Source organism: Brachymonas sp. J145 (assembly GCF_036312245.1).
Classification (GTDB): Bacteria; Pseudomonadota; Gammaproteobacteria; order Burkholderiales; family Burkholderiaceae_C; genus Brachymonas; species Brachymonas wangyanguii.
Map to the genome: position 1 here is coordinate 115,396 of NZ_JAZDCI010000004.1, position 23,822 is coordinate 139,217.

Genomic DNA, 23,822 nt, shown 5'->3' on the forward strand with positions numbered 1-23,822 from the left:
TGCCCAGCCGACTCCAATTTCCCCAAGTAGTAAGGAGACTTCACTATGTATACACAGTCCTTTAGTGTTTCGGACGAGCCGGGCAAGCAGCAAAAACCGGTTCTGTCTACCGAATCGGCCGAGCAGATGGCCAAGTTCGATGCCCGCATCGACGCTGACGGCCGCATCGAGCCGCAAGACTGGATGCCCGAGGCTTACCGCAAGACCCTGGTGCGCCAGATCAGCCAGCACGCCCACAGCGAAATCGTCGGCATGCTGCCCGAAGGCAACTGGATCAGCCGCGCTCCGAGCCTGAAGCGCAAGGCGATCCTGATCGCCAAGGTGCAGGACGAGGGCGGTCACGGCCTGTACCTGTACAGCGCTGCCGAGACCCTGGGTACCGGCCGCGACAAGATGCTGGACGACCTGCACTCCGGCAAGGCCAAGTACAGCTCCATCTTCAACTACCCGACCCTGAACTGGGCCGACGTTGGCGTGATCGGCTGGCTGGTGGATGGCGCTGCCATCATGAACCAGGTGCCGCTGTGCCGCTGCTCCTACGGTCCTTACGCCCGTGCCATGGTGCGCGTGTGTAAAGAGGAGTCCTTCCACCAGCGCCAGGGCTACGAAGGCCTGCTGGTGATGATGCAGGGTACCGAAGCACAGAAGGCCATGGTGCAGGACGCCGTGAACCGCCTGTGGTGGAAGTGCCTGGCCATGTTTGGCCCCCCGGACGCCGACAGCCCCAACAGTGCCCTGGGCATGCGCTGGGGTATCAAGCGCGTTTCCAACGACGATCTGCGTCAGAAGTTCATCGACGCTACCGTGCCGCAGGCCAAGGTGCTGGGCGTGACCCTGCCCGATCCGGACCTGAAGTGGAACGAAGAGCGTGGTCATTACGACTACGGCCAGATCGACTGGAACGAATTCTGGGAAACCGTTAACGGCAATGGTCCTTGCAACAAGGAGCGTTTGTCCACCCGCGTGAAAGCGCACAACGATGGTGCATGGGTTCGCGAAGCCGCAAACGCCCACGCCCGCAAGCAACAGCAACGTCAAATCAAGGAGGCAGCATGAGCATCGAACTTAAGGATTGGCCCCTGTGGGAAGTATTCGTCCGCAGCAAGCAGGGTCTGGAGCACAAGCACTGTGGTAGCCTGCACGCGTCTGACGCGGCGCACGCCCTCGAAGCCGCACGTGATGTGTACACCCGTCGCCAGGAAGGCGTGAGCATCTGGGTGGTGGAATCCAAGAAGATTACCGCCAGCAACCCGGATGACAAGGGCGAGCTGTTCGATCCGGCCGCCGACAAGATCTACCGCCATCCGACCTTCTACGAGATCCCGGAAGAAGTGGGGCACATGTAATGAGCGCAACGACTGAATACCTGTTGCACCTGGCGGACAACGCCGTGGTGCTGGGCCAGCGCAACGCCGAATGGTGCGGCCACGGCCCCGCGATCGAGGAAGACATCGCCCTGGCCAACGTCAGCCTGGACCTGATCGGTCAGGCGCGCCTGTTGTACCAGCAGGCCGCCGAGCGCATCGGCAACGGCGCGACGGAAGACCAGCTGGCCTATTTCCGCGACGTGCCGGATTTCCGCAACTACACGCTGCTGGAACTGCCGCACCACTCCGCGCTGGTCGGTTACGCCAAGTCCAACATGGACTACGGCACCACCATCGTGCGCAACTTCCTGTACAGCGCCCTGATGGTGCTGGTGTGGGATCGCCTGCAGTCTTCTTCCGACGAGCAACTGGCTGCCATCGCTGCCAAGTCGCTGAAGGAAGTGCGCTACCACCTGCGTCACTCGCGTGACTGGCTGGTGCGTCTGGGTGACGGCACGGAAGAGTCGCACGAGCGCGCCCAGGCTGCCCTGGACCACCTGATGCCCTACACCGAGGAATTCTGGAAGAACTCCGCGATGGAACAGGCTGCCCTGGCAGCTGGCGTCGGTGTCGACATGGCCGTGCTGCGCCCGCAGTGGGACGAGCTGGTGAATGACGCCCTGGCACAGGCTACGCTGACGCGTCCGGCCTTCCCGGGTGGCTACATCACCCAGGGCAAGGAAGGTGTGCACTCCGAACATCTGGGCTTCCTGCTGAGCGAAATGCAGGGTCTGGCACGCGCCCACCCGGGCGCCAGCTGGTAAGGCCATGAGTACGCAGTTCGATCAGGACACTGTCCAGGCGGCCTGGGCCGCCCTGGAACAGTTGGCCGACCCCGAAATCCCCGTGGTGTCGCTGCGGGAGCTTGGCATCCTGCGCGATATCCGCATGGGGGAAGAGGGGTTGGAAGTGGTGATCACGCCTACCTACAGCGGCTGCCCGGCGATGGGCCAGATCGAGGATGACGTCAGCGCCACGCTGCAGGCCGCCGGCCTGCAGGGCCGCGTCGTCACCCAGCTGGCACCGGCCTGGACGACCGACTGGATGACGGATGAAGCGCACGAGAAACTGCGGGCCTACGGCATTGCGCCGCCGCAGAACCGTTGCGCCAGCCAGCCGTTGTCAGGGGAGAGCGTGCTGCGCTTTGTGCACCAGGCCAGCAGGCCCGAGGTGGTGCCCTGCCCGAAGTGTGGTTCCAGCAATACGACGGAATCCTCGCACTTCGGCTCCACTGCCTGCAAGGCCCTTTACAAGTGCCTGGACTGCCAGGAGCCTTTCGACTATTTCAAGCCCTATTAAAAAGAGATTGGGAGACTTTCATGTCCATTCCTCGTTTTCATGACCTGAAGGTCAAGCGCGTCAATCCGGAAGCGGCTGGCTCTGTAGCCATCGCTTTCGAGATTCCGCAAAGCCAGCGCGCTGACTTCCAGTTCGAACCCGGTCAGTTCCTGACCGTGCGCGCCACCATCGATGGCCAGGATGTGCGCCGCAACTACTCGATCAGCAGCTCGCGCAGCCGCTTCACCAACAACGGCGAGATCGAGATCGGCATCCGTCCGGTGATCGACGGCCTGTTCTCCAACTGGGCTGCCGAGAACGTCAAGCCCGGCCAGACCCTGTCGGTGATGCCGCCGGAAGGCCGTTTCACGGTCAAGAAGGCCCGTGCCCTGCACCGCGTCGGTTTTGCGGCCGGCTCCGGCATCACCCCGATCCTGTCGATCGCGGCGACCACGCTGGAAGAGCAGCCCGAGTCCAAGTTCACCCTGGTGTACGGCAACCGCCGCATGTCCAGCGTGATGTTCAACGAAGCCCTGCAGGATCTGAAGGACCGCTACGCCGGCCGCTTCACCATGATCCACATCCTGTCGCGGCAGGCGCAGGAAGTGGACCTGCTGCAAGGCCGCATCGACGCCGAGAAGGTGCAGGCCCTGATCGACACGCTGCTGCCGGCCAAGAGCATGGACGAGGTGTTCATCTGTGGTCCCGAGGCGATGATCGACGCTACCGCTGCGGCCCTGGTGGCTGCCGGTGTGCCCGAAAGCCGCGTCTACAGCGAGCGCTTCGCCACCTCTCCGGCCCAGGCGGCCAAGGTGCAGGCTGACTCCGATGCGGCCGATGCCAAGATCGCTGCGGCCAAGGACAAGATGATGACCGTGGTGCTGGACGGCAAGGAGTACGAGATCCCGGTGAGCTCGGACGACCACCTGCTGGACGCCGCACTGGATGCCGGTCTGGATCTGCCGTTCTCCTGCAAGGCCGGTGTCTGCTGCACTTGCCGCTGCAAGGTGGTGTCTGGCGACACCGTGATGGACAAGAACTTCACTCTGGAAGCCGACGAAGTGGCACAGGGCTATGTCCTGAGCTGCCAGGCGCGCGCCACCAGCCCGAACGTGGTCCTGAGCTTCGACGAGCGCTGATCCAGCGCTAGTCAAGCCTGATCGACCCGCCCGCCGGCCTTGCCGGTTGGCGGGTCGTTCTTTTTGGGGCTCCTCCGGCATCTGCCTGGGGAGCCCTTTGTGTGTGGGCTGTGGTGTCTGTGTGCTGCTGCGGCAGGTCGTGTGGTGGAGCGGGGGAGCGTTGTTGCCGTGCGTGTGGCAGCGAACTGCGGTATGGCGGGCAGGGTGCGACGGCGGGGCCAGCAAGGCAGCAAGACCAGCAAGTCTGCACGTCAAGGCTACGCATGATGGGAGGCTGCAGGGCTGCTGATCAGATCGTGATTTGCCCGATCAACAGGGCGTGAGCCAAGGGATCTATGCTGCTCTGCTGTCTGGAGGCTGCCTGCAGCCTTGATCCACAGGATGGTGGGGACAGTATGCCGACGCCCTGGTGCGGCGTTAGCGGACGTCTGGGCGCGCCAGAGACGCACAAAGCGCTCCTGCCTGCATCCCCCCAGCCCAGCGTCCACGAAAAAGGCCTGTCTGCAAGCAGACAGGCCTGGCGGGATCATGATCCGTTTACATGCCCAGTCGTTTGGAAACTGGTGTCATGCCAGGGATTCAGACCTTGGTGATGCGACCACTGACCGGCGGGATGTGGCGCTTGATCAGCATCAGCGCGAAGGCCGAGCCGAACATGCCGACAGCCAGCAGCGTCAGGAAGCCATTGGCGCCGGCAGCGGTGATCACGGCGGCGCCGATAAAGGCACTCACGATGCCGCCGCCACGGCCCACGGCCAGCGCCATGGCGGTACCGGTAGCGCGGATGGCCGTCGGGTAGACATAGGCACACAGGGCGTACAGCAGCACCTGGGAGGCACTCACGAACAGGCCGTGGATACCGAAGCCGGTGATCAGCATCTGCGTGTCCTGCTTGGTATCGATACCCATCATGGCCACCGCCACGATACCTGCCAGCAGCGCCATGATGATCATCGGGATGCGCGAGCCGAAGCGGTTCACGATCAGGGCACACAGCAGCGAACCGACCACGCCACCGACGTTGTAGGCGGTCAGGCCCTGGCTGGCCAGTGCGACCGGCAGGCCTTCGCTGGTCAGCATTGTCGGCAGCCAGCTGTAGGCGCTGTACAGCGACAGCACGACCATGAAGAAGGCCAGCCACAGGCCGATGGTGTCACGCGCATAATCGCTGGTGAACAGGCCCTTGAAGCCGACGGCCTGCTTGGCGTTGGCGGAAGCAGCGGCTTCCAGGGAATCGGTGAACTCGGCGTTGGCCGGGGTCGGGCGCTCCAGGCGGTTCAGCAGCTTGACCAGCTCCTGCCAGCGCTGTCGCTGACGGGCCAGGAAACGCGGCGATTCCGGCAGGAAGGCGAACAGCACTAGGCTGAAGGCCATCGGGATGGCGCCGCCAATCCAGAACAGCGCGCGCCAGCCGTAGGTCGGCAGCACCCAGCCGGCAAACAGGCCGGCCAGCATGCCACCCAGCGGGAAGCAGACGATGGAGATGGTCACCGCCATGGTGCGTGAACGCGCCGGGGCGTACTCGGCCGTCATGGTGGAGCAGCTCGGCAGCGCGCCGCCAATGCCCAGGCCGGCGACGAAGCGCAGGATGATGATGCTCTGCACATCCGGGGCAAAGCCGATCGCCACGGTAGCGGCGCCGAACAGCAGCACGCTGAAGGCCAGTACCAGACGACGGCCGATACGGTCGGCGATGCTGCCGGCCATGGCCATGCCCACCGCCATGCCGATCAGGCCGGAGGCCACGGCAGGGGCGAAGGCGGCACGCGTGATACCCCACTCCTTGATGATCATCGGAATGGCAAAGCCGATCAGCTGACCGTCAAAGCCATCCAGCACGATGGCCATGGCGCACAGGAAGATCACGCCTTTCTGCAGGGCGGTAAACGGTCCCTGGTCGAGCGCGTGCCCGATATCGATGACCGGGTTGCCGGCCGTGGTGGTTTGACTCATGGGGTCTCCAGATTGATTTAGATCAAGAATCGCTCAATAAGCGCGAACTATATCAGCGGAGCCACAACGTGTTACCAAAACCTAGGGAAAGCGATAATCAAATGTGTCACGTTGGCGGCCGGAATGTTGCGTGCAGCCGTCAATCCGGGGCCGGGAGCGGGAGGCTGCACTGGCACCAGTGTCGGCCAGCTGGCGTCACGGCACCAGTAGCGCTTCTACCCGGTTCAGCACCTCGGCCGGCATGCTGATGGGCCGGCCCCATTCGCGCGTGGTTTCACCCGGCCACTTGTTGGTGGCGTCCAGCCCCATCTTGCTGCCCAGGCCGCTGACGGGCGAGGCGAAGTCGAGGTAGTCGATCGGGGTGTTTTCCACCAGCATGGTGTCGCGCGCCGGGTCGCAGCGCGTGGTCATGGCCCAGACCACGTCGTTCCAGTTGCGGATGTCCACGTCCTCGTCTACCACGATGATGAACTTGGTGTACATGAACTGGCGCAGATGCCCCCAGATGCCCATCATCACGCGGCGCGCGTGACCGGGGTAGGCCTTGCGTACCTGCACCACTGCCATGCGGTAGCTGCAGCCTTCGGGCGGCAGGTAGAAATCGGTCACTTCCGGCAGGTGGCGCTGCAGCAGCGGCACGAACAGCTCGTTGAGCACCTGGCCGAGGACGGCCGGCTCGTCCGGCGGGCGGCCGGTGTAGGTCGAGTGGTAGATCGCATCGTGGCGCTGCGTGATGCGGTCCACGGTGAACACCGGGAACTCGGCCTGCTCGTTGTAGTAGCCGGTGTGGTCGCCATACGGACCTTCCAGTGCATGTGCATAGCCGCTCGGGTGGCTGGCGTCGGGCTGGATATGGCCTTCGAGCACGATTTCGGCATGCGCCGGCACCTGCAGCGTGCTGCCCAGCGCCCGGGCGACTTCGGTCTTGCTGCCGCGCAGCAGGCCGGCGAACTGATATTCGGACAGGGCATCAGGCACCGGCACCACGGCACCGAGCAGCGCGGCCGGATCGGCACCGAGCGCCACCGCTACCGGGAACGGCTGGCCCGGATGCGCCAGCGCATGCTCGCGGAAGTCCAGTGCGCCGCCGCGATGCGGCAGCCAGCGCATGATCAGCTGATGGCGCGACAGCAGCTGCTGGCGGTAGATGCCCAGGTTCTGGCGCGGTTTGTGCGGGCCACGCGTGATGGTCAGGCCCCAGGTCACCAGCGGCGCCACATCGCCGGGCCAGCAGTGCTGGATCGGTAGTGCCGTCAGGTCGACCTCGTCGCCCTGTTGCACGATCTGCTGGCAGGGCGGATGCGCCACGGTGCGCGGTGCCATGTGCCAGAGCGACTTGAGCAGGCCGCTCATGCCGAGCATCTCGCGCAGGCCTTGCGGCGCGGATGGCTCCTTCATGTCGGCCAGCACGTGGCCCAGTTCGCGCACCTGCGCCAGCGACTGCACGCCCATGGCCTGCATCACGCGCTGCTGCGTGCCGAACAGGTTGCCGAGCACCGGGTGCTGGTGGCCGGTGGGCTGGGTGAATAGCAGTGCCGGGCCGCCCTGGCGCAAGGTGTGGTCGCAGACAGCCGTCATTTCCAGATAGGGCGAGACCGGCTTGTGGATGCGGCGCAGCTGGCCGGCACTTTCCAGCTGCTGGATGAAATCACGCAGGTCGCGGTACATGGTCGGGGCGGGTCAATGCGGGGTCGGGGCTGGCATGTCGGCGTCGGGCAGGCCGCTCCAGCCTGCCGCGAGCGCATGCGGTACGTCGATCAGGTCCAGCAGCCGGGCCACGCAGTGGCGCACCATGTCTTCCATGGTCTGCGGATGCTGGTAGAACGCCGGCACCGGCGGGTAGATGATGGCACCCATTTCGGTCACGCTGGTCATGTTGCGCAGGTGCGCCAGGTTCAGCGGCGCCTCGCGCGCCACCAGCACCAGGCGACGGCGCTCCTTCAGCATGACGTCGGCGGCGCGCGTCAGCAGGTTGTCGCCCAGACCGTGCGCGATCGCGCCCAGGGTGCGCATCGAGCAGGGCGCGATCACCATAGCACTGCAGCGGAACGAGCCGCTGGCAATGGTGGCACCAACGGCGTTGATGTCGTGGATCTGGTGCGCCAGCGCGGCGATATCGGCTGGCCCCAGGTCCAGTTCGTGGCGCAGCGTGAGCCAGGCGGCATCGCTGACGGTGACATGGGTCTCGATCCCGGGCAGCGTCTGCAGGGCCTGCAGCAGGCGCACCGCCAGCACGGCACCGCTGGCGCCGGAGATGCCGACCACGATGCGCCGCGGGTTCATGCGGCGTCGCTGTCTTTCGCCTTCGGCTGGACGCCGGCAGACTGGTTGCGTTCGGGCAGCGGCGTGGCGGTGATGTCGGCGATGACATGGCCGATCACTTCTTCGGCCTGTTCCGGATCGAAATCCTGGTGCAGCTTCTTGCGCACGCCCTGTTCCTGCAGCTGGAAATGGCGGTCCGGCGTGATCTGGTGGCGTGCCAGCGTGTTGTGCACGCACTGCAGCTGGCAGCCGTCCAGCGCGATGATCGGACGCCCCGAAGCGGCCAGCTTGACCAGCGAAGGCACATCACCGCCTACGCCGGCAATGCAGGACATCTCGGCCACGCCACGGCGGTCGAGTTGCAGGGCGACGTGGTTGGCCAGCTGGGCAGCGCTGGAACAACCGGAGCAGGAATACACCAGGGCTTGCTGGTCACGGGGCTTGGACATGAGACCTCCTTGGACTCTCAGCGGGGCGGCAGTCGCTCCCGCAGGCGTTGCAACAGCGCACGCGGATGTGGCGGGCGCGGCAGGCGGCGCAGATCGGACAGCTGGAACTGGCGCGGGTCGAACACCGGCAGCTCCATGGCGTCGAGGGTGTTCTTGACCATCAGGCCGAGTTCGGTATCGCCTTCCATGCTCAGGCGCCGGTTGAAGAACAGCGTATCAGGATCCTGCGAGCGGCGCGCCAGCGCGATGAAATCACTGGCGTGGGCACGGATGATCAGGTCCGGTGTGCCCTGCACCCGGTGCAGCGGCGCAAAGCGCGTGCCCTGCCAGCAAAAGTCGCAGTGCACGCCGGCATCGCGCACGGCCAGCCGCAGCGTGCGGCCCTGCAAGGCTTCGGCCACGTCTTCCGGCAGCTGGCGTGCCAGCGTCAGGTTCAGCGCGCCGACAAACAGCAGGGCACCGGGCCAGCGCGGCAGGCGCTGCAGCACGCCCGACACCGGTGCGGGCAGGGTGAAATCATCGGGGATCAGGTGGGTAGAAGACATCATGGCTCTCCGGGAGGCGATCAGGCCGGCACGCTGACCTGCTCCATGCCGGAGCGGCCATGCCAGTAGCCGTTGCAGGGCTGGTCCGGCAGCAGCGGCAGCATCTGCGCGTGGGCTTCGGCCGGTGTCAGGCGCTGCTCGAGGGCATCGCGCCAGAGCTGCACCAGCGTGGCCATGTGCTGCGATTGCGGGCTCAGGCGCAGCACGTCCACGCCCATGGCCTGCAGCGCCGGCAGCTCCTGCACCAGGTTGCAGACATGGGCGGATTGCGTCTGGATGCCGTTGAGCGTGAGGAAGGCTTCGCCATCACGCGTCTGCAGCAGCAGGCCGTCGGGATAGTCGATGCAGCTGAACTGGCAATCGTCCTTGGGCAGATTGCGGTGGCGCGCGGTAAAGCAGCGTGCCGAAAACGCCAGCGGCATGCGGCCGAGGGCAAAGATTTCGGTCTGCAGGCCGGCCGGGCGCAGTTGCTGCAGCGACTGCAGATCGGTCTGGTTCAGCTCCAGCGGCGGCAGCCAGCGCGTGGCGCCGAGATCGGCCATCCACTGCAGCGTTGGCTGGTTGTACAGGTTCAGGTGCGGGCCGGCGACAAAGGGCAGCTTGCCGGCCACCATCTGTACCGCGCCCATGTCATTCGCCTCGACCAGGAATTCGCCGTTGTCGATGATGCGGCGTGCGGTGGCGGCATCGGCGCTGGACTCGACCAGCACCTGGGTCGAGAGAATCGCCTGCTTGCCGGCATCGCGCAGCATGCGGGCGACGTCGATCCAGTCGCTCAGGCGCAGCTCGTGGCGGCGAGAACAGACCGCTTCGCCCAGGTAGACGATGTCCACCGGGGCCTCGGCCATCTGCTGGTAGAAGTCGAATACGGTGTCACGCGGCCAGTAGTAGAGCAGCGGCCCCAGGGCCAGTTGCATGCGGGAGGGGGAATCGGTCATGGCTTGCTTACTTCCAGGGGCGGTGGTAGGCGCCCAGCGTCTGCTGCTGGCCTTCGGAGACGTCGGCCAGTGCCGTCATCCAGTTCGAGCGCGGCGTGTACAGGTGCGGGTTGTCGTGGCAGTGGTCGAGCGCCTCGCGCAGGACTTGCGTGACCTGGCCGACATAGGCCGGGCTGCGCTGGCGGCCTTCGATCTTGATGGCGCGCACGCCCATGCGGTAGAGCTGCGGCAGGATGCTCAGCGTGTTCAGGCTGGTCGGCTCTTCGATCGCGTAGTAGCCGTCCTCGCTGCGCAGCTCGCCGACGTCGAAGCGGCCCTTGCACAGGGTCGGATAGCCGGCGCTTTCGCCTTCGGCATAGCGGTCGATCAGCACGCCGTTCAGGCGCGCTTCCAGCCCCTTGGGGGTTTCCTGCCAGCGCACCGCCTTGGCCGGCGAGCAGACGCCCTGCATGTTCGGTGCTTCGCCGGTGGCGTAGGACGACAGCTGGCAGCGGCCTTCCACCATCACGCACAGGCTGCCAAAACCGAACACCTCGATCTCGACCGGGGTCTTGTCGATCAGCTGCTCGACCTGCGTCAGCGACAGCACGCGTGGCAGCACGGCACGCGAGATGCCGAATTGCTCGTGGTAGAAATTGATGGCGGCGGCATGCGTGGCCGAGCCCTGCACCGACAGGTGCAGGCGCACCTGCGGATGGCGGCGTGCGGTGTACTGCATCAGGCCGGGATCGGCCATGATGATGGCGTCGATGCCCATGTCGGCGGCGCGATCGACCGCGCCACGCCAGACATCGACCGATTCGCTGCGGGCATAGGTATTGAGTGCCAGCAGCACCTTGCGGCCACGCGCATGGGCATAGTCGATGCCGCTGGCGATGGCCTTGTTGTCAAAATTCAGCCCGGCAAAGTTGCGGGCGTTGGTGGCGTCCCTGAAACCCAGGTAGACGCAGTCGGCACCGTGGTCAACCGCCTGCTTCAGTGCAGGCAGGCTGCCGGCGGGGCAGACCAGTTCCATCGGCGGCCGCGCCGTGTCGACGGCCTGTCCGGAGGCGTGGGCGGTCATGGCAGATCAGGCCCCGGCTCACTTGCGCAGGAAGTCGATCACCACGCCGTCCATGTCGCGCTGCAAGTAGGTGATCTGGATGCCCTGGTCGCCGTAGCGGTCGATCATCTGGTGCAGCAGCGGGATCGGGTCGTGGTCGTTCACGAAGCGCATGGTTTCGCCGGGCTGCAGGGAGTCCAGCGCGCCAAAGATGGCGGCATGGCGGAAGCGTTTGGCTACGCCGCGCGCATCAAAGCCATAGATGGCATCGGTACGCGAATGGTCGTGCGGCATGCCGACGGGTTGCAGGGGAATGGTGGCCATCGGGGAATCTCCAGGTTGGGAAGGCGGAAGGGAGATTCTTATCCGATAAAAATAGTGGGGCTTTGACCTGGCGCAAACATGTCCTTTTGGGGGAGCTGGCCTCCCCTCCGGCGGGGGAGGCGTTTCAGGCCAGTTCCAGCTGTTGCAGCACGGCGCGGCCATATCGCTCCAGCTTGGCCTCACCCACGCCGCTGATGCCGCTCAGCGCGTCCAGCGTATCGGGGCAGGCCTCGGCAATGGCGGCCAGCACGCTGTCGTGGAAGATCACATAGGCCGGCACGCCATGCTCGCGCGCGGTCTCGGCACGCCAGCGCTTGAGCGCGTCAAAGCGCTGGCGGCCGGCATCGTCGAGTTGCGCGGCCAGCACGCTGAGCTTGCTGCTGCCACTGCGTGTAGTGCCGGAGGCGCGGCGGCGCGCACTTGGCGTGACCAGATGGCGCAGCAGCACCGGCTGTTCGCCACGCAGGATCGGGCGCGCCACCGGCGTCAGGTGCAGGGTGTTGAAGCGGCTGGCATCGACCAGCAGCGCACCGGTGGCAACCAGCTGGCGCAGTACGGTGCGCAGCTCGGCCTCGCTGGCGCCACGCGCCAGGCCGAAGGTGCTGAGCGTGTCGTGGCCATACTGCTTGACCTTGTCGGTATCGCGGCCGCGCAGCACGTCCATCACCTGACCGGCACCAAAGCCGAAGCCGGATTTTTCCTGCAGCCGGAACACGGTGGACAGCAGCTTGCGCGCCAGCTCGGTGGCGTCCCAGACATCGGGCGGATTCAGGCAGTTGTCGCAGTTGCCGCAGGGCCGGGATGGCTCGCCAAAATAGGCCAGCAGGCGCACGCGGCGGCAGTCGATGGCTTCAGCCAGCGCCAGCAGCGCGTCCAGCTTGCCGGTCTGTACCTGCTTGAACTGGTCATCGGCCGGGCTGTCATCGATCATGCGGCGCTGGTTGACCACATCCTGCAGGCCATAGGCCATCCAGGCGTGCGAAGGCAGGCCGTCTCGGCCGGCGCGGCCGGTTTCCTGGTAGTAGCTCTCGATATTGCGCGGCAGGTCCAGGTGCGCCACGAAGCGCACATCGGGCTTGTCGATGCCCATGCCGAAGGCGATGGTGGCCACCATCACCACGCCTTCCTCGCGCAGGAAGCGGTCCTGGTTGGCCTGGCGCTGGCTGGCGTCCATGCCGGCGTGGTAGGGCATGGCATCAATGCCTTCGCGCACCAGTGCCTCGGCGACTTCTTCCACGCGCTTGCGCGACAGGCAGTAGACGACGCCGGCATCGCCTTCGTGCTCGTCCTCGATAAAGCGCTTGAGCTGGGCCAGCGCATCGCGTTTCTCGACGATGGTGTAGCGGATATTCGGGCGGTCAAAGCTGCTGACAAAGGATTCGGCTTGTTCCAGCTGCAAGCGCTCGGCGATGTCCTGGCGCGTCAGATGATCGGCCGTGGCGGTGAGCGCGATGCGCGGCACGCCGGGAAACTGCTGCGGCAGGATATCGAGCTGGCGGTATTCGGGGCGGAAGTCGTGGCCCCACTGGCTGACACAGTGCGCCTCGTCAATCGCAAACAGCGCCAGTTGCTGGCGCTGGTAGAGCCGCTGCAGCAGATCCAGGAAGCGCGGCGTGGTCAGGCGTTCCGGCGCCACATACAGCATGGTGAGCCGGCCGGTGAGCAGATCCTGTTCGACCTGGCGTGCCTGCTCCAGGCTGAGCGTGGAGTTGAGGTAGGCGGCGGCAACACCGGCTTCCTGCAGCGCATAGACCTGGTCGTGCATCAGCGCCACCAGCGGCGAGACGACGATGCTGCAACCCAGTCCCTGGCGCTGCCGCACGATGGCCGGGATCTGGTAGCAGAGCGACTTGCCGCCGCCGGTGGGCATCAGCACCAGCGCATCGTCGCCGCTGCTGACACGTTCGATGATGGCCTGCTGCTGGCCGCGAAAGGCCGGGTAGCCGAAGACCTGCTGGAGTACCTGCAGGGGGGAGGAGGCAAGGGAAGCGTCAGGCATCGTGCGGTAAAAATGAATACCTGCGCATTATATCTGTCGTCGCCTGTTCCCATGAAAAAACCGCCAGTCCCTGCGGATCTGGCGGTGCTGCGGCAAGCCGGTCCGGCTTACTTGCGGCGCGCTGCCTGGTACAGCGGCATCACCTGCGGCAGCGCGGCCTGGATGCGTGCGGTGCGGTCAGACGCGCTCGGGTGGGTGGAGAAGAAGGCCGAGCCCTGGCCGGCGCCGTTGGCGGCCATCTTCTGCCACAGCGTCAGCGCGGCGGATGGGTTGTAGCCAGCGCGTGCGGCCAGTTCCAGGCCGAACACGTCAGCCTCGGTTTCCATGGTGCGCGAGTAGGGCAGGTCCAGCGCCAGCTGCTTGGCAATGCCGGCCACGTCCATCATGCCGCCGCTCAAGCCGAGCAGCGAGCCGCCGATGGACAGCGCCATGTCACCGGCCATCTGCTGCGACACCTGCTCGCGCGAGTGTTCGCGCAGGGCGTGTGCCATTTCGTGGCCGATCACGGCCGCCAGCTCGTCATCGGTCAGGTTCAGCTTCTGGTACAGGCCGGTATAGACCGTGACCTTGCCGCCCGGCATCACGTTGGCGTTGACATCGTTGTTGCGGATCAGCGCCAGATCCCAGTTCCAGCGTGCCGCATCGGGGCGGAAATGGGCGACCTGGGTCGACAGGCGACGCATGATGTTGACCACGCGGTTGTAGTCGGCACCGCTGCTGATCAGCACGCCCTTGGACTGGGCGGCGCTCTTGCGCTGGTTGAAGGCCTGTTGCGAGGCCTGCACCATCTCGGCTTCGGAGACCAGCAGCAGCTGCGAGCGGTTGCTGCCGGTGACGGAACCGGTAGTGGAGGTGGCACAGCCGGCGAGGGTGGCGGTGACGGCAACGGCGACGGCAGCGCGGCGTGCCATGGTGATCAGAGGCTTCTTGGACATATGGGATCTCCCTGTGTTCTGGTGGCAGCCTGGCAACAGGCCGGCTGCACGGATCTGACGTTTCGGATGTTAGACCAAATTGCCGGAAGCAGTTCCGCTTGGCCTGTAAACAATCGTCAGCCGTGAAAAAGTATCGCTGTGGACGCCTGTCTTGAAAATCGGACGCCTTGCCCTACCTGTGTAGGACAGATTCCAACCTGTTGATTTTTCATTCCAACAAGACCACCAAGACAAGCATGAGTACCCATCAACACGCATTCCAGGCCGAAGTCGCACAACTGCTGCATCTGGTCACCCACTCCCTGTATTCCAACCCCGACATCTTCGTGCGCGAGCTGATCAGCAACGCGTCCGATGCCAGCGACAAGCTGCGTTTCGAGGCGCTGGAGCAGCCCGAACTGTACGAAGGTGATGCCACGCTGCAAGTGCATGTGGCGATCGACAAGGCGGCCAAGACGATCACCTTTACCGATAACGGCATCGGCATGAGCGAGCAGGAGGCGATCGACCACCTGGGTACGATTGCCAAGAGCGGCACCAAGGACTTTGTCAGCCGCCTGACCGGCGACCAGAAGACCGATTCGCAGCTGATCGGCCAGTTTGGCGTGGGCTTTTATTCCGGCTTTATCGTGGCCGACAAGATCACGGTGGAAAGCCGCCGCGCCGGCCTGCCGGCGGAGCAGGGCGTGCGCTGGATCAGCGGCGGCACCGGCGAATTCACCACCGAGACCATCACGCGCGAGCAGCGCGGCACCAGCATCACGCTGCACCTGCGCGAGGACCAGCTGGACTACCTGAACGGCTACAAGCTCAAGAGCATCATCGCGCAGTACTCCGACCACATCAGCCTGCCGATCATGATGCCCAAGGAAGAGTGGAAAGAGGGCGAGGACGGCCAGCCCGGCGACATGGTGCAGACCGGCGAATGGGAGCAGGTCAACGAGGCTCAGGCGCTGTGGACGCGCAACAAGAAGGACCTGACGCCCGAGCAGTACAACACCTTCTACCAGCAGCTGGCGCATGATTTCGAGGATCCGCTGGCCTACAGCCACAACCGCGTCGAAGGCAATACCGAATACACCCAGCTGCTCTACATTCCCGCACACGCCCCGTTCGACCTGTACCAGCGCGACAGCCAGCATGGCCTCAAGCTCTATGTGCGCCGCGTCTTCATCATGGACAAGGCCGAGGCGCTGCTGCCGCAGTACCTGCGCTTCGTGAAGGGCGTGGTCGATGCCTCCGACCTGCCGCTGAACGTCAGCCGCGAGCTGCTGCAGGAAAGCCGCGACATCCGCTCGATCCGCGAAGGCAACACGCGCCGCGTGCTATCCATGCTGGAAGATCTGGCCAGCCAGCAGGCGACGCCGCCGGAAAGCCAGGAAGGCAAGATCGATATCGGCAGCGGTGAAGCCGTGCCGGCGCCGGAACCGGTCGAGACCGAAGACGGCATCACTGATGTGCAGGACAAGAGCGATGCCGCACCGGCTGCCGAAACCGCCGCTGCCTTTGCCGAAGATGCCAGTGGCCAGGGCAAGTACGCGCGCTTCTATGCCGAATTTGGTGCCGTGCTCAAGGAAGGCCTGGGCGAGGACACCAGGAACCGCGAGCGTATCGCCAAGCTGCTGCGCTTTGCCAGCACCCAAACCGACAGCGTGAGTGTCAGCCTGGCCGATTACAAGACGCGCATGAAGGAAGGCCAGCAGGCGATCTACTACATCACCGCCGAAAACCAGGCCGCCGCCAAGAATAGCCCGCAGCTCGAACTGTTCCGCAAGAAGGGCATCGAGGTGCTGCTGATGACGGATCGCGTGGACGAGTGGGCGCTGAGCTATCTGACCGAGTTTGACGGCACGCCGTTGCAAAGCGTGGCCAAGGGCGCGGTCGATCTGGGCGCGCTGCAGGATGAGGAAGAGAAGAAGGCCGCCGAAGCCGCCCAGGAAGCTGCCAAGCCGCTGCTGGAGCAGCTCAAGCAGGTGCTGGCCGACGTCGCCGAAGACGTGCGCAGCACCACGCGCCTGGTCGATTCCCCGGCCTGCCTGGTGTCCAGTGACAACGGCATGAGCATGCAGCTGGCGCGCCTGCTCAAGCAGGCCGGCCAGCCGGTGCCGGACGTCAAGCCGGTGCTGGAAGTGAACCTGGAGCATCCGCTGATCCAGAAGCTGCAATCGGCCCAGGCCGAAGACGGCCGCTTTGCCGATCTGGCGCATATCGTGTTTGACCAGGCGCTGCTGGCCGAAGGCGGCATGCCGGCCGATCCGGCGGGCTATGTGAAGCGGGTGAATGCGCTGCTGGTGTGATCCGGTAAGGCATCTGACGCAAGCAGGCAGGGACAGGCTGAAAAGTCTGTCCCTTTTTGCTGCAGAATGCCTCGCATGACGCCTCCCGCCACCCTGCCCGCAGCCCTGCAAGCCATCCAGCAAGCCACCCGCACCCACCAGCAACAGCACGCCTGCAACGCCCACACGTTCGAAGACGGCATCGGCCTGTGGCAGCTGGTGCAGCAGCACCAGCCGCGCCGCATGCTGGAGTTCGGTACCGGCCTGGGTTACACCGCCTGCCTGATGGCGCTGGCCAGCCCGCAAGGCCAGGTGCTGACGCTCGAAGGCGATCCGGAACATGCCGCACTGGCACGCCAGCAGATTGCGGCACTCCAGCTGCAGCAGCGCGTGCAGCTGCACGAAGGCTCGTTTGCCACGGTGATGCAGGCCTTGCAATTGTCGGAAGGTTCGCAAGACCTGATCTTTTTCGATGGCAATATGCCGCCGCTGATCCTGGTGCAGCATTTCCACACGCTGCTGGCACCGGGCGGCTTGCTGGTCTGCGCCAATATCGACCTGAATGGCCCGCTGGGCGCACGCCGCGTGCGGGCCGAACTGGCCGATACGCAACGCTGGCAACTGCTGCAGCCGCTGGAATCCGGCCTGACCCGCGTGGCGCGTCGGCTGCCGGCGGCCTGATAATCGCAGCCATGGACTATTTTTCTCTTGCCCTTGATCTGGCCGCCAACGCACTCACGCTGAGCAACCCGAATCCTCGCGTCGGCGCGGTGATCGTCAGCCCGGATGGCCGCATCCAGGGCCAGGGCTACACGCAGCAACGTGGCGGCCCGCATGCCGAGGTGATGGCCTTGCGCGATGCCGCCAGCCGTGGCGAGGACGTGCGCGGCAGCACCTGCTACGTCACGCTCGAACCCTGTTCGCACCAGGGCCGCACGCCGCCATGCTGCGATGCGCTGATCGTTGCCGGCGTGGGCAAGGTCTGCATTGCGCTGCTGGACCCGAACCCGCTGGTGGCAGGGCAGGGCATGGCCCGGCTGCAGGCCGCCGGTATCGCCGTGGAACTGGCTCCTGACGAGATCACAGCTCGTGCGCGTGAACTGAATATCGGCTTTCTGCGCCGCATGCAGCAAGGCCTGCCCTGGGTGCGGCTCAAGACCGCCTCCTCGCTCGATGGCCGCGTGGCGCTGGACAACGGCGACAGCCAGTGGATTACCGGCAAGGCGGCGCGTGCCGAGGTGCAGCACTGGCGCGCCCGCGCCTGTGCCGTGCTCACCGGCATCGGTACCGTGCTGGCCGATGACCCGCTGCTCAACGTGCGCCTGCCCGAGGCCACGCGCCAGCCGCATCTGGTGATTGTGGATACGCAGCTGCGCACGCCGCTGTCTGCGCAGCTGCTGCAGGTGGCACAGCGCCGCGTGCTGATTGCCAGCGTGGCACAGGCCGATACCGGCTGGCAGCAGCGTGCCGTGGCCTTGCAGCAGGCTGGGGCAGAGCTGCTGCAGCTGCCGGCCGATCCCGCTGGCCGTCCCGATCTGGTGGCGCTGCTGCGCGAGCTGGGCCGGCAGGAAGTGAACGAGTTGCATGTCGAATCGGGCGCGCAGCTGGCGGGCGCGCTGCTGCAGCAAGGCCTGGTCAACGAGCTGGTCGCCTATGTGGCCCCGGTGCTGCTAGGTCCGGGCCAGCCGCTGGCGGTCTTGCCGCCGTTGGAGCGTGTGGCTGATGCCGCACGCTGGCAGCTGCAGGCACTGCAGGCGGTGGGCGATGACGTGCGGCTGCAACTGCGTCCGGCCTGACACTGTGCACTTTCGCACGGCCATGGCTTTGCCAGATGCAACACGGCATGACGGCAGGGAACGCTTGCGCTAGCATGGTATCCAACCGCAAAGGGGCACGATGCCCTGGTTTCCCGTGCGAAAGGAAAGCGATATGAACAAGATCTGGCGCAAGATGCCGGCTGCACTGGCGGCCGGTACTGCCGTACTGGCCCTGACCGGCTGTGCCGGCAATGTGAACGGCTGGCCGGTGCTCGGCGGCGTGAACATTGGCGTGGGCAGCGGCGGCGGCTGGGGTGGTGTCACCATGAGCACGCCGATCGGCAGCCCGACCAGCCCGGTCAGCGGCACCATCGGCCTCGGTCGTGGCAGCGGTGGCTGGGGTTGGGGCAGCGGTGTGGGTGTCGGCGTCTCCATGGGCGGCGGCACGGTGCTGAACCGCAGCGATGACAACGCGCCGGCCGAAACCCTGCCGGCACCGGCCGGTACGCCGGTACAGCAGGCACCTGCCGGCGTCTGGAGCCCGGTAACACAGAGTGGCACGGTACAGCCGCAGCAGGCCCAGGTCGTCAACGAGGCGCCCGAAGGCTCGGCCTTCCGCAACTGGCCCTGGGGCGTGCAGCGCGTCAGCCCCTGAACGCCGCCGCACAGCGATAAAAAAACCGCCGGATCTGACGATCGGGCGGTTTGGCTGTTGCCGGCTGGCTGCCGCAGCAGCCAGCGCAGGGCGTAGCGATTACTTGCTGTAGTCGTACACGCCACGGCCGGTCTTGCGACCCAGGCGGCCGGCGGCCACGTATTCCTTCAGCAGGTAGCAGGGGCGGTACTTGCTGTCGCCCAGCTCCTTCAGGTAGACGTCCATCACGGCCAGGCACACGTCCAGACCGATCAGGTCAGCCAGTGCCAGCGGGCCGATCGGGTGGTTGCAGCCCAGCTTCATGCCGGCGTCGATGTCTTCTGCCGTGGCCAGGCCTTCGGCCAGCACGAAGAAGGCTTCGTTGATCATCGGCACCAGGATGCGGTTGACGACAAAGCCCGGGTTGTTCTTGACGGTGATCGGGGACTTGCCCAGCTTCTCGGCCAGTTCCTTCACGGCGTCGTGGGTGGCGTCGCTGGTCTGCACGCCACGGATCACTTCCACCAGCGCCATCATCGGCACCGGGTTGAAGAAGTGCATGCCGACGAACTTGTCGGCGCGGCTGGTCTGCGCTGCCAGGTCGGTGATGGAGATGGAGGAAGTGTTGGTGGCGATGATGGCGCCAGCCTGCACTGTCTCGTCGATCTGCTTCAGGATCTTGTTCTTGATCTCGTGGTTTTCGGTAGCGGCCTCGATCACCAGGTCGACGTCCTTCAGGTCGTCGTAGCTGGTGCTGCCCTTGACCAGCGACAGCGCCTTGGCCTTGTCGTCTTCGGTCATCTTTTCCTTCTTGATCAGGCGGTCCAGGCTGCCGGCGATGGTGGCCAGGCCTTTCTGCACGGCGGCTTCGGAAATATCGACCATGACCACGTTGATGCCGTTGACGGCGCAGGTCTGGGCAATACCGTTACCCATGGTGCCGGCACCGACGATGCCTACTTTGCTGATGCTCATTCTGATCTCCTGGAGAGTGTGAAGTCTGCCTGTATCTTAACCCGCGTCCATGACGGGATTGTGAGCAGACGGGGTGGGGTGGTGGCAGCAGGGTGGCTGCCACCGTGAGGGGCCGGATCAGCCCTTGAGTTGCGCGCGCAGGTTGCGGCGCTGCTCGATTTCGTTGCGGATGGCCTGGCCCGATTCGCCTTGCACCAGCGGACTCACCGCCGGGTAGGCCACGCTTTCTTCCAGCAGCATGTGGTCCGCGTAGAGCTGGCAGAACAGGCGCGTGGTTTCCTTCAGCGATTCGGCATTGAAGGTGGTGAAACCTTCGACAGCCGCGGTCAGCTCGGGCTGGATCGACAGCCAGTTTTCTTCCAGCCAGCCGTGGTCCTGCACCAGCAGGCGCGTCACGTGCATCAGTTCCTCGTCACCCGAGGCCATCAGCGGCGGGAAAATATGGCGTTCTTCATCCAGATGGTGTTCGCGTGCTTCCTTGCCGAGCCAGTCGCGCACGGCGCGGGCCTCCTGGCGCAGCGGCAGCGTGGTGCCCTGTTCGGCCAAGTCCAGCGACAGCTGTGACAGGCGCGCCAGCATGGCGGCAATCTGCTGGTGGCTGGTATCGAAGAGTTCCATCACGGCGACCGGGTCGAGTGCGGAAGCAGGGGTCGGGGCATTCATGGTTCAGCCTCCTTTCAGGGCTTGCAGGGGCAGGCCTGGCAGCGGCGGCAGACAGCGTCAGCCAGCATGCACAGTGCATCCATTTTAACGCTGCACTGCACAAAAATGATGCGTTGCAGCAGGTGTTGGCCGGCCAATGCCAGAAAAATCACGTTCCGCAGCAGCCTTACTGGAAGGCGACCTCCTGGAAGCTGCGCAGCTTGCGGCTGTGCAACTGGCCGGTGGCTCCGCTGCGCAGCAGCTCCAGCGCGCGCATGCCGATGCGCAGATGCTGGTCCACGCGCTGGCGGTAGAAGTGGTTGGCCATGCCGGGCAGCTTGATCTCGCCGTGCAGCGGCTTGTCGCTGACACACAGCAGCGTGCCGTAGGGCACGCGGAAACGGAAGCCGTTGGCAGCCACGGTGGCGCTTTCCATGTCGATGGCGATGGCGCGGCTCTGGCTGAAGCGCTGCACCGGCGCGTTGTGGCCTTCCAGCTCCCAGTTGCGGTTGTCAGTGGTGGCCACGGTGCCGGTGCGCAGGATCGCCTTCAGGCCGTCCTCCGGCAGTTCGGTGACTTCGGCCACCGCCTGCTGCAGCGCCTGCTGGATCTCGGCCAGCGCCGGCACCGGCACCCAGGCTGGCAGGTCGTGGTCCAGCACGTGGTCCTCGCGCACATAGCCGTGCGCCAGCACGTAGTCGCCGAGCTGCTGGCTGTTGCGCAGGCCGGCGCAGTGGCCCAGCATCAGCCAGGCATGCGGGCGCAGCACCGCCACATGGTCGGTCATGGTCTTGGCATTGCTCGGGCCGACGCCGATATTCACCATGGTGATGCCGCTGTGGTCCGGCCCGACCAGATGGTAGGCCGGCATCTGCGGCAGGCGCTGCGGATGGCTGCCCTGCACGAAGCCGTCCGGTGTCGGCAGGCTGACGTGCTGCGTGATCACGTTGCCAGGCTCGACAAAGGCGGTGTAGCCGCTGCGGTCGTCCTGCATGGCGGCGTGGCCCAGGCGGATGAACTCGTCGATATAGAACTGGTAGTTGGTGAACAGCACGAAGTTCTGGAAATGCGGTGCCGCGGTACCACTGTAGTGGCGCAGGCGCTGCAACGAGTAGTCCACGCGCGGCGCGGTAAACAGCGACAGCGGCAGCGCCTCGCCATGGCGCGGCACATGGGTGCCGTTGGCAATCGCATCGTCCATGCTGGCCAGGTCCGGCCAGTCGAAAGTGGTGTGCATGCGCGCGCGCTGTGCCTCGTCCATGCTGCCTTCCATCTGCTCGCTCGGATCCAGCGCAAAGTGCAGTGGCAGCGGCTGGCTGCTGGTGCTGATGTCCAGCGGTGCCTGGTGGTTGTCCAGCAGGTGCTGGAACTGCGTGCGGTAGTAGCTGGCAAACAGCTGTGGATCGGTCAGCGTGGTCTCGAACACGCCGGCGTGCGCGACAAAACCGTAGGCCTGGCCCTGGCCGGCGCGCGGCTGGCGCGTCGGCTGTTGCGTGCGGATGCGTATCTGTGGGTAGTAGGCGCGTACCGGCTGTGGCAGGCTGCCGTCCTGCACGAACAGGCGGAACTGCTCGCGCAGGTGCTCCACCGCCTGCCGGTAGATCAGCTGCACCTGCTGCAGGGCGGCATCGGCATCGTCAAAGGATTGCGGCGCCACGAAGGGCGGCGTCAGGGGCTGGGTGGCAGCGTTCATCGGGCTCTCTCGTCACGGGTGATAGGCCCATTCTATGAAAGTGGCGTGGCGGCTGCGTGTCATTGGCGGGCTGGCCACAGGCACAAAAAAACGCACCTGTGCCCGAAGGCGGCAGGTGCGTGGCACGATCAGCGCGTGCGGCGGGGATTACAGCGCGGGGATGCGCAGCTTCTGGCCCGGGTAGATCTTGTTCGGGTCAGACAGCATCGGCTTGTTGGCCTCGAAGATCACCATGTACTTGTTGGCATCGCCGTAGTACTTCTTGGAGATGGCGGACAGGGTGTCGCCGGAAGCCACGTCGTGGTACTGGGCGTCGGAGCCGGCGCCGTCAGCCACGTTCAGGTTGTTGTCCACGTCGCGCACGCTGGCCACGTTGCCGGCAGCCAGGGTGGCCTTCTCGGCAGCTTCCTTGTTGGGCGCGTCGCCGGTCAGGATGACCTTGCCGCTGGCGCCGTCAAACATCACGGCCAGGTTGGTCAGGCCCAGGTTCTGGGTCTCGATGTACTGCTTGATGGCCGCGCCGGCTTCGGCGTTGAGCTGGGCCAGGGAGGCGGTGTCATTCGCTGCAGCGGCTTCTTCGACCTTCTTGCCGCCAAACAGTTTTTCGCCAGCGTCCTTGATGAAACTGAACAGACCCATGTGTATCTCCTGAAATGAGTTGAGGATGCTCCAGCGTAGCGCGAAAATGTGACAGCGAAAGGGGTACTGGCAAAATTATGGTAAGTATTCGTCAATTAATTCGCACTGGATGTGGATAATGCAGCCATGAGCTTTCTTGCAGTCGACATCGGCAACACCCGCCTCAAGTGGGCGCTGTACGATCAGCCCGCACCGCAGGCGGTGATGCTGGCGCATGGCGCCGAATTTCTGGAAAACATCGACAAGCTGGCCGATGGACCCTGGAAGGCGCTGCCGACGCCGCAGCGCATGCTGGGGTGCGTGGTCGCCGGCGATGCGCTCAAGCGCCGTGTCGAGGAACAGATGGAAATCTGGCCTCAGCTGGAGGCCAGCTGGGTCGTGCCCAGCGTCCGGCAGGCTGGCGTCACCAACGGCTACGACCTGCCCACGCGGCTGGGCGCGGATCGCTGGGTCGCCATCATTGGCGCCTACCGCCGCATGCTGCACCACTGCCAGGGCCGGCCGCTGCGCCCGGTGCTGCTGGTAATGGTCGGTACCGCCGTCACCATCGAGGCGATCGATCCGTCCGGCCTGTTCATGGGCGGCATGATCCTGCCCGGCCACGGCATCATGCTGCGCGCACTGGAGTCGGGCACTGCCGGCCTGCATGTGCCCACCGGCAACGTCACCGAGTTTCCCACCAACACCAGTGATGCGCTCACCAGCGGCGGCACCTTTGCCATTGCCGGCGCGGTACAGCGCATGGTGCGCCACGTGCAGAAGCGCTGCGGCCTGCCGCCGATGTGCATCATGACCGGCGGTGCCGGCTGGAAAATGGCGCCCTACATGGAAACGCCGTTCGAGCTGGTGGAAAGCCTGATCTTCGAAGGCCTGCTGTGCATGGCCGAAGAGCCCGATGCGCGCACCATTGCGCACCAGCACCTGCAGTCGCTGCTGGCGCAGCAAGCGCAACAGCAGCAACAGTAAACAGGATCG

General features: G+C 65.2%; 24 protein-coding genes. 10 read left to right on the forward strand and 14 right to left on the reverse strand.

Translation table 11 applies throughout. The annotated features are described in order from the left end of the window. Nucleotides 1-45 precede the first annotated feature (45 nt). The 5 genes from paaA to paaE are packed head-to-tail and all read left to right on the forward strand — an operon-like array spanning nucleotide 46 to nucleotide 3,784. Entirely contained in the window at nucleotides 46-1,056 is a 1,011-nt protein-coding gene (gene paaA, locus V1261_RS05765) for a 1,2-phenylacetyl-CoA epoxidase subunit PaaA (protein WP_329770670.1), read from the forward strand. Continuing rightward, nucleotides 1,053-1,346, forward strand: a complete 294-nt coding sequence (gene paaB / locus V1261_RS05770) for a 1,2-phenylacetyl-CoA epoxidase subunit PaaB (protein WP_018715823.1) — start codon at nucleotides 1,053-1,055, stop codon at nucleotides 1,344-1,346. The genes paaA and paaB overlap by 4 nt, the downstream gene beginning before the upstream one ends. Further along, complete coding sequence (paaC, locus tag V1261_RS05775) at nucleotides 1,346-2,131, forward strand: 1,2-phenylacetyl-CoA epoxidase subunit PaaC (protein ID WP_329770671.1); 786 nt, start codon at nucleotides 1,346-1,348, stop codon at nucleotides 2,129-2,131. Before paaB ends, paaC begins: the two co-directional genes overlap by 1 nt. Before the next feature lie 4 nt (nucleotides 2,132-2,135). Next, entirely contained in the window at nucleotides 2,136-2,666 is a 531-nt protein-coding gene (paaD, locus tag V1261_RS05780) for a 1,2-phenylacetyl-CoA epoxidase subunit PaaD (RefSeq protein ID WP_329770672.1), read from the forward strand. Nucleotides 2,667-2,686: 20 nt separating this feature from the next. Continuing rightward, on the forward strand, nucleotides 2,687-3,784 hold the full coding sequence (paaE, locus tag V1261_RS05785) for a 1,2-phenylacetyl-CoA epoxidase subunit PaaE (protein WP_329770674.1): 1,098 nt from the start codon (nucleotides 2,687-2,689) through the stop codon (nucleotides 3,782-3,784). A 579-nt stretch (nucleotides 3,785-4,363) separates the two neighbouring features. Here paaE and V1261_RS05790 read toward each other — a convergent pair. The 10 genes from V1261_RS05790 to V1261_RS05835 all read right to left on the reverse strand — a co-directional run bounded on the left by V1261_RS05790 (nucleotide 4,364) and on the right by V1261_RS05835 (nucleotide 14,231). Further along, nucleotides 4,364-5,737: an MFS transporter gene (locus V1261_RS05790; protein WP_329770675.1), complete on the reverse strand. Its 1,374-nt coding sequence runs from the start codon at nucleotides 5,735-5,737 to the stop codon at nucleotides 4,364-4,366. Between the two features lie 195 nt (nucleotides 5,738-5,932). Continuing rightward, nucleotides 5,933-7,405, reverse strand: a complete 1,473-nt coding sequence (locus tag V1261_RS05795) for a UbiD family decarboxylase (protein WP_329770676.1) — start codon at nucleotides 7,403-7,405, stop codon at nucleotides 5,933-5,935. A gap of 12 nt (nucleotides 7,406-7,417) precedes the next feature. Then, on the reverse strand, nucleotides 7,418-8,020 hold the full coding sequence (locus V1261_RS05800) for a UbiX family flavin prenyltransferase (protein WP_329770677.1): 603 nt from the start codon (nucleotides 8,018-8,020) through the stop codon (nucleotides 7,418-7,420). Further along, nucleotides 8,017-8,448, reverse strand: coding sequence for a putative zinc-binding protein (locus V1261_RS05805; RefSeq protein WP_329770678.1), 432 nt, complete (start codon nucleotides 8,446-8,448; stop codon nucleotides 8,017-8,019). The genes V1261_RS05800 and V1261_RS05805 overlap by 4 nt, the downstream gene beginning before the upstream one ends. Nucleotides 8,449-8,465: 17 nt before the next feature. Continuing rightward, nucleotides 8,466-8,996 carry a ubiquinone anaerobic biosynthesis accessory factor UbiT gene (gene ubiT / locus V1261_RS05810; protein ID WP_405198010.1) on the reverse strand — a complete coding sequence of 177 codons (531 nt, stop codon included), beginning with the start codon at nucleotides 8,994-8,996 and terminating at the stop codon, nucleotides 8,466-8,468. Between the two features lie 17 nt (nucleotides 8,997-9,013). Further along, nucleotides 9,014-9,910, reverse strand: coding sequence for a ubiquinone anaerobic biosynthesis protein UbiV (ubiV, locus tag V1261_RS05815; RefSeq protein WP_329770756.1), 897 nt, complete (start codon nucleotides 9,908-9,910; stop codon nucleotides 9,014-9,016). A gap of 28 nt (nucleotides 9,911-9,938) precedes the next feature. Beyond that, a complete protein-coding gene (ubiU, locus tag V1261_RS05820; protein ID WP_329770679.1) occupies nucleotides 9,939-10,994 on the reverse strand; it encodes a ubiquinone anaerobic biosynthesis protein UbiU in 1,056 nt (351 codons plus the stop codon). 18 nt (nucleotides 10,995-11,012) lie between these two features. Next, a complete protein-coding gene (locus tag V1261_RS05825; RefSeq protein WP_329770680.1) occupies nucleotides 11,013-11,297 on the reverse strand; it encodes a DUF2249 domain-containing protein in 285 nt (94 codons plus the stop codon). A 124-nt stretch (nucleotides 11,298-11,421) separates the two neighbouring features. Then, a complete protein-coding gene (gene recQ / locus V1261_RS05830; RefSeq protein ID WP_329770681.1) occupies nucleotides 11,422-13,296 on the reverse strand; it encodes a DNA helicase RecQ in 1,875 nt (624 codons plus the stop codon). A gap of 107 nt (nucleotides 13,297-13,403) precedes the next feature. After that, a complete protein-coding gene (locus V1261_RS05835; protein WP_329770682.1) occupies nucleotides 13,404-14,231 on the reverse strand; it encodes a M48 family metallopeptidase in 828 nt (275 codons plus the stop codon). A gap of 236 nt (nucleotides 14,232-14,467) precedes the next feature. Between V1261_RS05835 and htpG the strand changes: the two genes are divergently transcribed. The 4 genes from htpG to V1261_RS05855 all read left to right on the forward strand — a co-directional run bounded on the left by htpG (nucleotide 14,468) and on the right by V1261_RS05855 (nucleotide 18,919). Further along, nucleotides 14,468-16,528, forward strand: coding sequence for a molecular chaperone HtpG (htpG, locus tag V1261_RS05840; protein ID WP_329770683.1), 2,061 nt, complete (start codon nucleotides 14,468-14,470; stop codon nucleotides 16,526-16,528). Nucleotides 16,529-16,603: 75 nt separating this feature from the next. After that, complete coding sequence (locus tag V1261_RS05845; protein WP_329770684.1) at nucleotides 16,604-17,188, forward strand: O-methyltransferase; 585 nt, start codon at nucleotides 16,604-16,606, stop codon at nucleotides 17,186-17,188. A gap of 11 nt (nucleotides 17,189-17,199) precedes the next feature. Continuing rightward, entirely contained in the window at nucleotides 17,200-18,303 is a 1,104-nt protein-coding gene (gene ribD, locus V1261_RS05850) for a bifunctional diaminohydroxyphosphoribosylaminopyrimidine deaminase/5-amino-6-(5-phosphoribosylamino)uracil reductase RibD (protein ID WP_329770685.1), read from the forward strand. A gap of 133 nt (nucleotides 18,304-18,436) precedes the next feature. After that, on the forward strand, nucleotides 18,437-18,919 hold the full coding sequence (locus V1261_RS05855; protein WP_329770686.1) for a hypothetical protein: 483 nt from the start codon (nucleotides 18,437-18,439) through the stop codon (nucleotides 18,917-18,919). Nucleotides 18,920-19,018: 99 nt separating this feature from the next. Here the strand turns inward: V1261_RS05855 and V1261_RS05860 are convergent, their stop codons facing one another. From V1261_RS05860 to lysM, 4 genes are all read right to left on the reverse strand, one after another. Continuing rightward, nucleotides 19,019-19,873: a 3-hydroxybutyryl-CoA dehydrogenase gene (locus V1261_RS05860; protein WP_329770687.1), complete on the reverse strand. Its 855-nt coding sequence runs from the start codon at nucleotides 19,871-19,873 to the stop codon at nucleotides 19,019-19,021. Nucleotides 19,874-19,990: 117 nt separating this feature from the next. Next, entirely contained in the window at nucleotides 19,991-20,536 is a 546-nt protein-coding gene (locus V1261_RS05865) for a hemerythrin domain-containing protein (RefSeq protein WP_329770688.1), read from the reverse strand. Between the two features lie 166 nt (nucleotides 20,537-20,702). Next, entirely contained in the window at nucleotides 20,703-22,208 is a 1,506-nt protein-coding gene (locus V1261_RS05870; protein WP_329770689.1) for an AMP nucleosidase, read from the reverse strand. Between the two features lie 147 nt (nucleotides 22,209-22,355). Beyond that, nucleotides 22,356-22,847, reverse strand: coding sequence for a peptidoglycan-binding protein LysM (lysM, locus tag V1261_RS05875; protein WP_329770690.1), 492 nt, complete (start codon nucleotides 22,845-22,847; stop codon nucleotides 22,356-22,358). Between the two features lie 126 nt (nucleotides 22,848-22,973). On the opposite strand from lysM, the gene V1261_RS05880 reads away from it, so the two are divergent. Further along, the gene (locus V1261_RS05880) at nucleotides 22,974-23,813 is read left to right on the forward strand and encodes a type III pantothenate kinase (protein WP_329770691.1); all 840 of its coding nucleotides are present in this window, start codon (nucleotides 22,974-22,976) and stop codon (nucleotides 23,811-23,813) included. Nucleotides 23,814-23,822: the final 9 nt, after the last annotated feature.